Genomic DNA, 13,558 nt, shown 5'->3' on the forward strand with positions numbered 1-13,558 from the left:
TTTATCCTTGGGTAATCGCGTTTTGAATCCAGTTGATATTGTCATTCGGCCCTTCAATGGCAACGATATCAAACCTGAAATCTGTAGAGTGCACCGACAGGCCTTGCTTCATCAGCCAGATATTAGCTGTTTTGAGCAGCTTCTGTGACTTTTTGGCTGTTACCATTTCAGCGGCATGTCCGTAGCGGGTCTGCTTGCGGTATTTTACCTCAGCAAACACAACCGTGTTGTTATGGCGCATTATAAGATCAATCTCACCACATTTTGCTATGAAGTTTTCTTGAACTAACGATAAACCGTGGTTTATCAGATAAGATTTTGCCATAGCCTCGTATTTATCACCCACTTGTTTGTGGGTGATTGTTGGTTTAGTTAAACATTTTCGGCTAAAAAGCCCCATGTTCTGCCCAACTGATTTCACGTTGTACAACGCAGTTGTTATCGATGGTCAATACACCGGTTTCACCAGGAATACTGTGCCCCTGAACGGCTTTCATCAATGGCAGTGCACCCATCAGGTAGTAAGCATCCATCCCTAGCGCTTGTAGACGCTTTTGGCCGTTTGAGTTGGCTGGCCATAGGTCATTTAGCTCTTTGTTCAGTTCGTTTTTGTTGTCAACTAACAGAGGAATGTCGCTGTAAAAAACACCTGTTAGATCTTCATACTGCCTATCACCGCTATTACTACGTGAGTTTGAGAACAATGCGGGTTGGTCTGCATCAGGATTAATTGCAACCTCGATGAAAGGTTTGATTAGCGTGAGTTCTGAGTTTTTAGCCACAATGTAGACGGAATCTATATCGCGACGACTGCGAGGCTCGGTTTCTAGGTCTAGGTTCAGTAGTCCATCCATTTGAGCGATACGCTGCTGGCTTTCTTGTAATCCGAATACCTGATTCACATTGCGTTGTAATTGGCGTTTGTCAGAGAAAAAGCTCATGGCGACATCGTTGTTACTGTATTTTTTCCACTCTTTCTTAAACGCTTGCTCAACTCTGTCACCTAGGCGCCCTTTCGGAGCTAGGATTAGCGGGTACTTATAGCCTTGAGAAAAAAGGTGTTTCGCGGCTTGAGCGACTTCTTGCTCTGGCGACAAGGCGAGATAGCAAATATTGCTATGCGGTTCTAGTTGAGTTGGGATGTTTAGCGCAAGTGCTGGAATTGCATTTTCATGATCTTGTTGTGTTTCTTGAAGCTTGACAATGTTGTTCTTAATGAGCGGGCCAACAATAAAATCTACGTTGTTTTCTTCCAACGTTGCTTTTATTTCAGCGATGCTTTGGGTGTTGGTGTCCAACACCGTTAGCGTTGCGTCTTTTTCACGCTCTTTGTCATTCATCATAGCGAAAATGAAGCCATCACGGACGAGTTGTGCTTGCTTACCATACTTACCCGTTAATGGTAGCAATAGCGCGGTACTGGTTGGTTTACTGATCTCTAAAGCGGCAATGTCATTGATTGCTTGGGGTGTGTAGGTCGCGGCAGGATGACGCGGGTTCTCTGCCAACCAATCAGACAGTGTTTTCTGTAGTTCAGGAAGGTTAGCATTCAGTGTTTTAGTATAAATAGACAGTTGTAACCAACCAGCAAGAACGTCTTCTGTTGGCGACGTTTTGAGTTCAAGAATCTCGTATTGAGAGTAGCTATTCAGGTTTTGCCAAATACGGTTAGCGGTTTGCTGTTGGCTTTCGTCGTCGCTGTCAGCGTATTCAGAGTAAAGGACTAGCTCACGAGCCGCTTCGAAATATTCGCTTTTCATCTCTAAAAGATTCGCGCGTAGCTCGTGATAATCTTTCCATTGCTCGTCGGGAAGCTTCCACCAAGGCTGAAAGTTCAGTTGTTTATAGGCTTGACCTGGTTGCGAGTTATTAACCAACAGCTGCGCTCGAGCTAGTTGCCATTCGGCTTGCTGGACTTCACTCAGCTCTTGTCTCGCTAAGCGTTTGATAAGCAGAGTTGCTTGATCGGTTTTTCCTGCTTGCACAGAAGCTTTAAGCGCCATGATTAACCAGTCGTTTTGTAGACTACCTTTGCTACTATCCGCCTGGATCATATAACTTTCAGTTGATTGCGCGGGATCGAGTGTGATATCAACACGCGTTGGTGCTTGAGGACCTGAAGAACAAGCCGCCAATGTAATTGCTAATGCAATTGGAGTGAGTAAGCGTGGTACACTGAGTCTCTTATGGTTCATCGTTGCCATGAGTTCTTTAAATTCCGTATCAATTTGTATCTATATTAATCGTTGAAGTGATGGTAAACAAATGACAGATAACAAAACCTTGCTCACAGAGAGCCCAACTCTCTATATTGTGCCAACCCCCATCGGAAATTTGGGAGATATCACTCAAAGAGCAATTGAAATTTTATCAAGTGTCGATGTTATTGCAGCCGAAGACACACGTCACACGGGTAAGCTTCTCGCTCACTTCAATATACCGACCAGAACGTTTGCTCTACATGATCATAATGAACAAACCAAAGCGCAAGTTCTAGTTGAAAAGTTATTAGAAGGTCAGTCTATCGCATTAGTCTCTGATGCGGGAACCCCTTTAATCAGTGACCCAGGTTACCATCTTGTATCGCAATGTCGTCAAGCGGGTGTGAGAGTTGTGCCACTTCCTGGTGCTTGTGCTGTGATTACGGCGCTCAGTGCTTCAGGTTTGCCGTCTGATCGTTTCAGTTTTGAAGGCTTCTTGCCACCAAAGAGCAAAGGCCGTAAAGACAAATTCTTAGAAATTGCCAAGGCAGAGCGCACGTGTATCTTCTATGAATCACCGCATCGTATTTCCGACTCTCTGCAAGACATGCTAGAGATTCTAGGGCCTGAACGTGAGGTTGTGTTGGCGCGTGAGTTGACTAAGACCTTTGAAACGATTCAAGGTCTGCCACTCGGTGAGCTGATTGAGTGGATTGAAGAAGATTCGAACCGTAAGCGCGGTGAAATGGTGCTACTGATTCATGGTCACCGTGAAGCAGCAACCACAGAACTGCCTGATGAAGCGACTCGCACGTTGGGAATTCTAACCAAAGAACTGCCCCTTAAAAAAGCAGCGGCTATGACGGCCGAGATCTATAACCTGAAAAAGAACGCTTTATACAAATGGGGCTTAGAGCATCTAGACAACTAGAGCGCGCTTTACAGAGTCGCTAACTTGTATTGAAAAGCTTCTGAGGAGTGAGGGGAATACCGTCGCTCCTTTTTTTGTGCCTAAATTGTGTGGAATTTGTGCACTTGCTTAACGGTTTGCAGCATATTTGTGATCTCGCTAGACACTGCACATTAATCTCTATACAATCCGCCCTCGGAGTTGAACGGGTAATCGCTGCTTTATTGATGTCCTTCGGGAGACTGACATTGAGGTCCTTCGGGAAACTGATGTTGAAGTCCTTCGGGAGACTGGTAAAGGGGAGGAACGTCCGGGCTCCATAGAGCAGGGTGCCAGATAACGTCTGGGGGGCGCGAGCCCACGACAAGTGCAGCAGAGAGAAGACCGCCGATGGCCTCATTTCTTCGGAAGAGGCACAGGTAAGGCTGAAAGGGTGCGGTAAGAGCGCACCGTGCGACTGGCAACAGTTCGTAGCAAGGTAAACTCCACCCGGAGCAAGATCAAATAGGCCCTCACATAGCATTGCTCGTGTTTGGGGGCGGGTAGATTGCTTGAGCCTGTGAGCGATTGCAGGCCTAGACGAATGGTTACCGCCGCGCAAGCGGAACAGAACCCGGCGTATGTGTCAACTCCACCTATATAAAGAACCCATCATTACTTAACGGTAGTGATGGGTTTTTTGCTTTATATTGACGTAAATGATTTAGATTTCCTTAAAATCTTTCATCCTGATATAAATTTGGGGCAAAAATTCCAAAGCCTGTACACAATATGGTGGAGATACAGTGTGAAATCAGTACACTAAAACGTTAATAGAACCAATTATTGCCGAACTAATGGCTCAATCCACTCACTGAGAAGACTATGACAGAAGCATTCAAACATATTTCAGTATTGCTTAACGAATCTATTGACGGACTTGCGATAAAACCTGACGGTACCTACATTGATGGTACCTTTGGACGTGGTGGTCATAGCCGTACAATCCTGTCTAAACTGGGCGAGAATGGGCGACTCTTTAGTATCGATCGCGATCCACAAGCGATTGCTGAAGCACAAAAGATTGATGACCCTCGTTTTACGATTATTCATGGCCCATTTTCAGGTATTGCTGAATACGCAGAGCGTTATGATTTAGTCGGTCAAGTGGATGGTGTTTTATTGGATTTAGGTGTCTCTTCACCGCAGTTGGATGATGCTGAACGTGGGTTTAGCTTTATGAAAGACGGCCCATTGGACATGCGTATGGATCCAACTACGGGTATTCCGGTATCGCAATGGTTAGTTGAAGCGGATCTTGATGACATCACATGGGTTATCCGTGAATTCGGTGAAGATAAACACGCTCGTCGTATCGCGAAAGGCATCATTGCTTATCAAGAGAACGAAGAGAACGAACCGTTAACGCGTACTGGCCAATTGGCTAAGCTTATCTCTGATGTAGCGCCAAAAAACTTCAAAGAGAAAAAGCACCCAGCCACCCGGGCTTTCCAAGCATTCCGTATTTACATCAACAGTGAGCTTGAAGAAATTGATACGGCACTAAAAGGTGCGGCAAGTATCCTTGCTCCTGAAGGCCGTTTGTCGGTTATCAGCTTCCACTCACTGGAAGATCGCATGGTGAAACGCTTTATCCGTAAAGAGAGTCAAGGCCCTCAAGTACCTCATGGTTTACCACTGACAGAAGATCAAATTAAAGCGCTAGGCAGTGCCGACCTTAAGCCTGTTGGTAAAGCGATTAAACCATCGAAAGATGAAGTGGATGAGAACACTCGTTCACGTAGTTCAGTACTACGAATTGCAGAAAAACTTTAGTCAATGAAGACCTCTAAGCCTAATTTAGCCAAGATAATATTTTTTGATTTGATCTCTGTGGGCAAGGTCCCATTGGTGCTTCTTATCTGTATCTTTGCGAGTGCGATGGGGGTCGTTCTCACAACACATATGTCACGTCAGGCGATCACGCAAAAAGACACGGCATTGGTAGAGCGAGAGCAACTTGATGATGAGTGGCGTAATTTAATGCTTGAAGAGACAGCACTGGCTGAACATAGTCGTGTTCAAGCATCGGCAAAAAGAGATTTAGACATGAAACGTCCAGACTCTGACAAAGAAGTTGTGATCACACTAAAATGACCGCTAAAAAGGAAAAAGCACGCACGAGAGCTGTTAATAAATCAACGAAAGAGCGTGTGAAGAGCGAAAAGGGTTCTAATCCAACTCTAATTAAATGGCGTTTTAACGTCGTTATTGCTTTCGTGTTCCTTGCCTTTTCGACATTGGTTGCCCGTGTGGCCTATATCCAAATCATTGAACCAGATAACTTGATTCGCCAGGGCGACCTTCGTTCTGTACGTGTGAAGGCAATTCCTTCTGCTCGCGGTATTATCTCAGACCGCAATGGCGAACCGCTTGCGGTTAGTGTTCCGGTTGAAGCGGTATGGGCTGACCCAAAAACTATTTTCGATAAAAATGGCATGGCCCAAATCGATCGTTGGTATGCGTTAGCGGATGTACTTGGTTTAGAACGACAATCGATGATCGATAAAATCTCTAGTAACAAGTCCCGTCGATTTATTTATCTGCAAAGGCAAGTTAGCCCAGCGATGGCTAAGTATATCCGTGATCTAAAACTGGTCGGCGTTGGTCTTAAAGCGGAATCTCGTCGTTATTACCCTGCGGGTGAGATCAGTGCGCACTTGATTGGTGTGACGGGTATCGATGGTCATGGGCTTGAAGGCGTAGAGCGCAGCTATGATCAATGGCTCACTGGTGAAGCGGGTAAGCGAACAATACGTAAAGACCGTTATGGCCGTGTGGTAGAGAATATTGCATTAGAGGAGCGTGAACAAGGTAAGCAATTAGAGCTCACCATTGATCAGCGTTTACAAGCAATAGCCTATCGAGAAATTAAGCAAGCGGTCGCTGATCATAAAGCGACTTCGGGTTCTGCAATTTTATTGGATGTAAAAACTGGCGCTGTTTTGGCAATGGTTAATGCTCCTTCGTATAACCCGAATAACCGTGCTGACCTGCAAAGTTTTAAGATGCGTAACCGTGTCTTAACCGATGCGATGGAACCGGGTTCGACAGTGAAACCTTTCGTGCTTTTAGCCGCACTAGAAAATGGCACAGCTAACCCTGATACGGTTATCAATACTGGTAATGGCATCATGCGTATTGGTGGTAGCCGTGTTCGTGATACATCGAAAGTTGGCAAAGCTGATTTAGCAACGATTTTAAAGAAGTCGAGTAACATCGGTGTAGCAAAATTGGCGCTTGATATGCCACTAGAAGCTTTGCTTGGGATGTATAGTTCTGTCGGATTGGGTGAAATGTCTGGTCTAAACCTAGTAGGGGAAACCAGTGGTATCTTCCCGAATCGACGCCGTTGGTCTAAGTTTGAAATTGCCACCTTATCATTTGGTTACGGGCTATCTGTGACGCCGCTCCAGTTAGCGCATGCTTATGCGACACTGGCGAATAAAGGCTTGTATGAGCCGATTCATATTATTAAGAGTAATGATCGGAGTTTCTCTAAGCAGATCATCAAGCGCGAGAACGCTGAACTGGTACTGCAAATGCTAGAAGGGGTAACCCAAAAAGGCGGTACGGCAACAAGAGCCGCAGTGCCTGGTTACCGAGTGGCCGCCAAGACGGGTACATCTCGTAAAGCCGAAGCTGGTGGCTATAGTGATGAGTATATCGCTGTTACATCAGGTTTTGCCCCGGTTAGCGACCCAAGAGTTGCACTGGTTGTGGTGGTCAATGAGCCTCAAGGCGATCTTTACTACGGTGGGTCGGTAGCCGCTCCCGTTTTTTCTGAAATCATGAAGGGTGCACTGCAAATACTGAATATCCCTGCTGATGAAAACAAATTTCAAGAATAGAGCCAATCAGGATTCAATATGAGTAATAGCCTCACGCTGTCATCTTTACTTTCTCCTTGGGGGGATTTTAGTTCACCTGAACTGGATGCGATTACGGTTGAGCAGTTGGAGTTGAATAGCCGCATAATCAAAGACGGTGATATTTTTGTTGCCATCGTTGGACATGCCGTTGATGGTCGTCGCTTTATCGACAAAGCGGTCGCGCAAGGTGCAAAAGCCGTAATAGCACAAGCGGGTGATGATAAAACTCATGGCTTGGTCGAGTGGTTAAATGCAGTTCCTGTGGTTTATGTTTCAGAGCTAAATTCAATTCTCTCTGAACTGGCTGGTCGAGTTTATTCTTCTCTAGCGACCAAATTGATTGGCGTTACAGGCACCAATGGCAAAACCACCATCACCCAGTTGATTGCTCAATGGCTAGATCTAGTCGGTCAACGCTCTGCGGTGATGGGCACCACAGGTAATGGCTTCTTAGATAATCTAAAAACAGCCGCTAATACCACAGGCAGCGCGATTGAAATACAGCGCACACTGAGTGAGTTGGCTGAAGAAAATGCCGTTTATACCGCGATGGAAATCTCTTCTCATGGTTTGGTTCAAGGCCGAGTAAAAGCGTTGGATTTTGAGGTTGGTGTATTCACTAACCTGAGTCGTGATCACCTTGATTACCATGGCACGATGGAAGAGTACGCATTGGCTAAGAAGAGCCTGTTTACTCAACACAAATGCAAGCATGCAGTGATCAATGTGGATGATGAAGTAGGCAAAGCGTGGCTGTCAGATTTGCCCAATGCGATAGCCGTTTCACTGTCGCCGTTAACGGGCTATCAACAATCAATATGGGCATCTGATGTCGCTTATGCAGAAACCGGTATTCAGCTGTCTTTCGATGGTCGTTGGGGACAAGGGAAGCTTTCTGTTCCACTGATTGGTCAGTTCAACGCATCAAATGTTCTGGTTGCTTTTGCGACTCTGCTTTCGTTGGGTATCGACAAGCAAACCTTGCTCGACACTGCACCTCAGCTTCAACCTGTCATTGGTCGTATGGAGCTATTCCAAGTGCCGAACAAAGCAAAAGTGGTTGTCGATTACGCGCATACACCAGATGCACTAGAAAAAGCATTAGCAGCATTGCGCGTGCATTGCTCTGGGCAACTGTGGGCAATCTTCGGTTGTGGTGGTGATCGCGACACAGGTAAGCGCCCAATGATGGCGATAACGGCAGAGCAGTTCGCCAACAAAATTATTATTTCAGATGACAATCCTCGCAGCGAAGATCCTGCTTTGATTGTTAAAGACATGCTAGCTGGTTTAAATGAACCAGAATCGGCGTTCGTCGAGCATGATCGCTATCAAGCGGTTAAGTTTGCTTTAGAGCAAGCGGGTCGCAATGACATTATTCTTTTGGCTGGTAAAGGCCATGAGGATTACCAAGTATTGAAAGACGAAACGATCCATTACTCAGACCGGGAGTCTGCGCTTCAACTTTTAGGTATTTCATAATGATTGATGTATCACTCGAGCAGATTTGTTCTGCTGTCGGCGGTGAGCTGATTGAGGCTGGCAAGTCAAACCATAGCGTAATTAATGCCGTTTCTACTGATACTCGCACCGTTGAAGAAGGTGCACTGTTTGTCGCTATCGTTGGTGAACGTTTTGATGCACATGATTTTTGCCATCAAGCAGTGGAGGCAAATGCGAGCGCGTTGTTAGTCGAACGAAAACTTGACCTAAATATTACTCAAATTGTTGTTGAAGACACTAAACTGGCTTTAGGTCAGCTAAGTGCCTGGATTCATGAACAATGTAATGTCCCAACCATGGCGATTACAGGCAGCTGCGGTAAGACGACCGTTAAAGAAATGGTCGCAAGTATTCTACAGCAACGTGGCAAGGTGCTGTTTACAGCAGGCAACTTCAATAATGATATTGGTGTACCACTAACCTTGTTACGCAGTGAGCCAAGCGATAATTATACCGTGATCGAGTTAGGCGCTAACCATATCGGGGAGATAGCCTACACCACACAACTGGTGAAACCGCAGGTAGCTTTGGTGAACAATGTCGCCGCGGCGCATTTAGAAGGCTTTGGTTCTATTGACGGTGTGAAACAAGCGAAAGGTGAAATCTTTCAGGGGCTTGCTACCGGTGATACTGCTATTGTTAATTTAGAGAGTAACGGTGGCGACTTTTGGTGTGAAGTACTTGCAGATAAAACGGTACTGACATTTTCAGAAAACGATAACACGGCGGATTACTTTGCTAAGAATCTTCGCATTAATGAGCTAGGTGAAGCTTGTTTTGACATGCAAACGCCACAAGGCGCTATGCCTGTTGAACTCGGCATTATCGGCCAACATAACGTAGCGAATGCGTTAGCGGCTACAGCGTTGAGTATTCAATTTGGTGCCACGCTGGATGAAGTAAAAAATGGTTTAGCGAATCTTATCTCGGTTAAAGGACGAGTTGAGGTTCAACAATTAAGTCAGAATATCAAGCTGATAGATGACAGTTATAACGCCAGCGTGCCAGCAATGAAGGCGGCAGCTAAATTGCTGTCAAGCTTCAAAGGTCAACGTTGGCTAATTTTAGGCAATATGGCTGAATTAGGTGATGAAAGCCTTGCACTTCACCGTCAAGTCGGTGAATATGCTGCCCCATTCGCTTTTGAGCATGTACTCACTTACGGTAATGATACCAAAGTGATTAGTGAGATCTGTCATGGTACTCACTTTGACACGCATCAAGCGATGATCGCGCACATAGAGCAGCACTTATGCTTGCCAGAAAACGCGTCACATACCTTGTTGGTAAAAGGCGCAAATAGTGCAGGAATGAGTAAAATAGCCGCTGCTTTACAGGAGAACTTTTCATGATAATTTGGCTTGCAGAGCTACTACAGCCACACTTTTCTTTTTTCCGTTTGTTCGAATACTTATCGTTTCGTGCAATCGCGAGTATTTTGACTGCTTTGTGTCTGTCGTTGTGGATGGGACCTCGTTTAATTGAGCGTCTGCAAATGCTACAAATTGGTCAAGTTGTTCGTAATGATGGACCTGAATCTCACTTTAGCAAACGTGGTACACCGACCATGGGTGGTGTGATGATCTTAGCTGCGATCATTATTACAGTATTGATGTGGACTGATCTTTCGAACCCTTACGTTTGGGCCGTATTAGTTGTACTTGGTGGTTACGGTGCGGTCGGTTTTGTTGATGACTATCGTAAGGTGGTTCGCAAGAATACCGATGGCCTGATTGCTCGTTGGAAATATTTTTGGCAGTCGGCTATTGCATTGGTTGTGGCGTTTGCTCTGTATGCTCATGGGCAAGATACCGCGGCAACACAACTGGTTGTTCCTTTCTTTAAAGAAGTGATGCCACAGTTAGGATTGTTGTACATAGTACTGACGTACTTTGTTATTGTTGGTACCAGTAATGCGGTAAACCTAACGGACGGTCTAGATGGCTTAGCTATTATGCCTACGGTTATGGTGGCGGCTGGCTTTGCTGTGATTGCTTGGGCAACGGGTAACGTTAACTTTGCGGCGTACCTACACATTCCCTACATTCCATACACATCTGAACTGGTTGTGGTTTGTACGGCAATTGTGGGTGCTGGGCTTGGTTTCTTATGGTTCAACACATACCCTGCTCAAGTATTTATGGGCGATGTTGGCTCCCTAGCGCTGGGTGGTGCATTGGGTGTCATTGCTGTGTTAGTTCGCCAAGAGTTGGTACTGGTTATTATGGGTGGTGTTTTTGTGATGGAAACCTTGTCCGTTATTCTGCAAGTGGGTTCTTACAAACTGCGTGGTCAGCGTATTTTCCGAATGGCACCGATTCACCACCATTATGAACTTAAAGGTTGGCCGGAGCCGCGCGTAATCGTACGTTTTTGGATCATCTCAATGGTATTAGTACTGATTGGTCTAGCGACATTGAAAGTCCGTTAATCCTAAGCGAGCCTCTCAACTCGTAGAGGCTCTTTCAAACTATTAAGAGCGTCTTGTTTAAAATGGAACGTTGGCAGAATATTCAAAATGTAGTGGTTGTAGGGCTCGGTATTACCGGGCTCTCTGTCGTTAAACATCTCGTAAAATATCAGTCTCATACTCATGTGAAGGTGATTGATACTCGTGAGCGACCGCCGGGCAGAGAATCATTACCTGAATCGGTGAAACTGCATTCTGGAAGTTGGAATAGCCAATGGTTAGCGGAAGCTGACTTGGTCGTTGCTAACCCAGGTATCGCCTTAGCGACGCCAGAAATTCAAGATGTTGTTCAAGCGGGCACGCCTGTTGTTGGTGACATCGAGTTGTTTGGTTGGGCGGTGAATAAACCTGTTGTGGCAATTACAGGTTCAAATGGCAAGAGTACGGTGACCGATCTAACTGGTGTGCTTGCTAAAGCTGCTGGTCTTAACGTGGGTGTTGGTGGCAACATTGGTATTCCAGCTTTAGACCTTCTTGAGCTCGATGCCGATTTATATGTCCTTGAGCTATCAAGCTTTCAATTAGAGACAACATCGAACCTAAACCTAGTGGCGGCAGCGTTTTTGAACCTGTCAGAAGATCATATGGATCGCTACCAAGGTATGGACGATTATCGTGATGCCAAGTTAAGAATTTTTAATCATGCTCTGTGTGCGATTGTAAACCGCGAAGACAAAGAGACTTATCCAGAGCATACGATGCCGTTGGTGACATTTGGTCTCGATAACCAAGAGTTTGGTGTTGCAACGAGTAGTGGCATCGAATGGCTAGTGGATAGCAATGAACTGATAATTCCTACCCAAGATTTAACATTGGTTGGACGTCATAATGTGGCGAATGCGTTAGTCTCTTTAGCACTATTGAAGCAAGTAGGTATTGATTACAGAAAGAGCCTTGAAGCTCTGAAAGCTTACAATGGCTTAACTCATCGTTGCCAAGTGGTGGCTGATAAACGCGCGATCAAGTGGGTCAATGACTCAAAAGCGACCAATGTGGCCAGCACATTAGCGGCTCTTACTGGTTTAGAGTGTCAAGGTACTTTGTATCTCTTGGTAGGCGGTGTGGGGAAAGGTGCCGATTTTAGTGAGCTTAAACCTGTGTTATCAGAACTAGAGCGTGTTCAACTATGTTGCTTCGGTGAAGATGCGATGCAGTTTATGCCTCTGCACCCATCGGCTAAGACGTTTGAAACTATGCGCGATATTATCGAGAGCATTTTTAAACAGCTCGCTCCGGGGGATATGGTGATGCTGTCTCCTGCTTGTGCAAGCTTCGATCAGTTTAATAATTTCATGGCGAGAGGTGATGCGTTCACTGAACTTGCTCATGAGTATGCTTAACGTGTTGAAGGACTAACATTTAGTGCTAAGAGTGAAAGAGATTAACCAATTCATTTGGCAATGGCTGAACCGTGCCACACCAGAGGCACTTTACGATCGTCAATTGGTATGGATTGCTCTTGGATTGATGTTAACGGGGTTGGTGATGGTAACGTCGGCTTCGTTTCCTATCAGCGCTCGCTTAACCGATCAGCCATTTCACTTTATGTTTCGTCACGCCATCTTCCTTGTTTTGGCGTTAGGCGTGTCCAGCGTGATTCTACAGATACCGATGAAGCGCTGGTTTCAATACAGCACGTATCTACTGGGTTTATCATTCTTTCTACTGATCGTGGTATTGGTCGTAGGTAAATCGGTTAACGGTGCATCGCGTTGGATTCCACTTGGGCTGTTTAACTTACAACCTGCCGAAGTCGCTAAATTATCGCTGTTTATCTTTATGGCTGGCTATTTGGTTCGAAAACAAGATGAGGTGAGAAAAACCTTCTTTGGTGGTTTTGCTAAGCCCATCATGGTGTTTGGTGCCTTCGCTGTGTTGCTACTGGGTCAACCCGATTTGGGGACGGTCGTCGTAATGTTGGTGACCTTGTTTGGTATGTTATTCATTGCGGGGGCTAAGCTCTCACAGTTCATCGCACTGATGGTTGCTGGTATTGCCGCTGTGGTTGGTTTGATTGTGGTTGAACCTTACCGTGTCCGACGTGTGACCTCATTCTGGGAGCCTTGGAATGACCCGTTTGGCAGTGGTTACCAGTTAACTCAATCACTCATGGCGTTTGGCCGTGGAGATTGGATGGGGCAAGGTCTCGGCAACTCAGTTCAGAAGTTAGAGTACCTTCCAGAAGCACATACCGATTTTGTATTTGCTGTATTGGCTGAAGAGTTGGGTTTTGTTGGCGTGACTTTAGTGCTGATTCTTATTTTTAGTTTGGTCTTTAAAGCGATCCTAATTGGGAAGAAAGCCTTCGAGAGCGACCAATTATTCAACGGCTATCTTGCCTTTGGTATTGGCATTTGGTTTGCTTTTCAGACACTTGTTAACGTCGGCGCTGCTTCAGGTATCGTTCCAACGAAAGGTCTAACATTGCCGTTGATCAGCTATGGTGGTTCAAGTCTCATTGTGATGTCAGTTGCTGTTTCCATGTTGTTACGTATCGATCACGAATGTCGATGGCAAGAAAAAGAACAAACAGATAATCAAAACGAATCAATAGAGTAAGAAT

The 13,558-nt window shown here is 45.5% G+C and carries 11 protein-coding genes and 1 other RNA gene; 10 read left to right on the forward strand and 2 right to left on the reverse strand.

The genetic code is table 11. The annotated features are described in order from the left end of the window. Nucleotide 1: 1 nt before the first annotated feature. A complete protein-coding gene (locus OCU50_RS02125; RefSeq protein WP_017056036.1) occupies nucleotides 2-400 on the reverse strand; it encodes a YraN family protein in 399 nt (132 codons plus the stop codon). Next, entirely contained in the window at nucleotides 387-2,204 is a 1,818-nt protein-coding gene (locus OCU50_RS02130) for a penicillin-binding protein activator (RefSeq protein ID WP_060467157.1), read from the reverse strand. Before OCU50_RS02130 ends, OCU50_RS02125 begins: the two co-directional genes overlap by 14 nt. A gap of 61 nt (nucleotides 2,205-2,265) precedes the next feature. Here OCU50_RS02130 and rsmI point away from each other — a divergent pair, with 61 nt between their 5' ends. The 10 genes from rsmI to ftsW all read left to right on the forward strand — a co-directional run bounded on the left by rsmI (nucleotide 2,266) and on the right by ftsW (nucleotide 13,554). Beyond that, a complete protein-coding gene (rsmI, locus tag OCU50_RS02135; protein ID WP_060467158.1) occupies nucleotides 2,266-3,132 on the forward strand; it encodes a 16S rRNA (cytidine(1402)-2'-O)-methyltransferase in 867 nt (288 codons plus the stop codon). A 176-nt stretch (nucleotides 3,133-3,308) separates the two neighbouring features. Next, nucleotides 3,309-3,748, forward strand: an RNA gene (gene rnpB, locus OCU50_RS02140) — RNase P RNA component class A. A gap of 227 nt (nucleotides 3,749-3,975) precedes the next feature. Beyond that, a complete protein-coding gene (rsmH, locus tag OCU50_RS02145) occupies nucleotides 3,976-4,926 on the forward strand; it encodes a 16S rRNA (cytosine(1402)-N(4))-methyltransferase RsmH (RefSeq protein ID WP_060467159.1) in 951 nt (316 codons plus the stop codon). Between the two features lie 3 nt (nucleotides 4,927-4,929). After that, complete coding sequence (gene ftsL / locus OCU50_RS02150; protein ID WP_060467160.1) at nucleotides 4,930-5,247, forward strand: cell division protein FtsL; 318 nt, start codon at nucleotides 4,930-4,932, stop codon at nucleotides 5,245-5,247. Beyond that, on the forward strand, nucleotides 5,244-7,001 hold the full coding sequence (locus OCU50_RS02155; RefSeq protein ID WP_060467161.1) for a penicillin-binding transpeptidase domain-containing protein: 1,758 nt from the start codon (nucleotides 5,244-5,246) through the stop codon (nucleotides 6,999-7,001). Before ftsL ends, OCU50_RS02155 begins: the two co-directional genes overlap by 4 nt. A gap of 18 nt (nucleotides 7,002-7,019) precedes the next feature. Continuing rightward, nucleotides 7,020-8,504: a UDP-N-acetylmuramoyl-L-alanyl-D-glutamate--2,6-diaminopimelate ligase gene (gene murE, locus OCU50_RS02160; RefSeq protein ID WP_060467162.1), complete on the forward strand. Its 1,485-nt coding sequence runs from the start codon at nucleotides 7,020-7,022 to the stop codon at nucleotides 8,502-8,504. Further along, entirely contained in the window at nucleotides 8,504-9,877 is a 1,374-nt protein-coding gene (locus OCU50_RS02165) for a UDP-N-acetylmuramoyl-tripeptide--D-alanyl-D-alanine ligase (protein WP_060467163.1), read from the forward strand. Before murE ends, OCU50_RS02165 begins: the two co-directional genes overlap by 1 nt. Further along, a complete protein-coding gene (gene mraY / locus OCU50_RS02170; protein WP_017056044.1) occupies nucleotides 9,874-10,956 on the forward strand; it encodes a phospho-N-acetylmuramoyl-pentapeptide-transferase in 1,083 nt (360 codons plus the stop codon). The genes OCU50_RS02165 and mraY overlap by 4 nt, the downstream gene beginning before the upstream one ends. A 62-nt stretch (nucleotides 10,957-11,018) precedes the next feature. Beyond that, nucleotides 11,019-12,335 carry a UDP-N-acetylmuramoyl-L-alanine--D-glutamate ligase gene (murD, locus tag OCU50_RS02175; protein WP_060467164.1) on the forward strand — a complete coding sequence of 439 codons (1,317 nt, stop codon included), beginning with the start codon at nucleotides 11,019-11,021 and terminating at the stop codon, nucleotides 12,333-12,335. A gap of 22 nt (nucleotides 12,336-12,357) precedes the next feature. Then, complete coding sequence (gene ftsW / locus OCU50_RS02180) at nucleotides 12,358-13,554, forward strand: cell division protein FtsW (protein ID WP_060467165.1); 1,197 nt, start codon at nucleotides 12,358-12,360, stop codon at nucleotides 13,552-13,554. Nucleotides 13,555-13,558: the final 4 nt, after the last annotated feature.

The organism is Vibrio toranzoniae, from assembly GCF_024347655.1.
Classification (GTDB): Bacteria; Pseudomonadota; Gammaproteobacteria; order Enterobacterales; family Vibrionaceae; genus Vibrio; species Vibrio toranzoniae.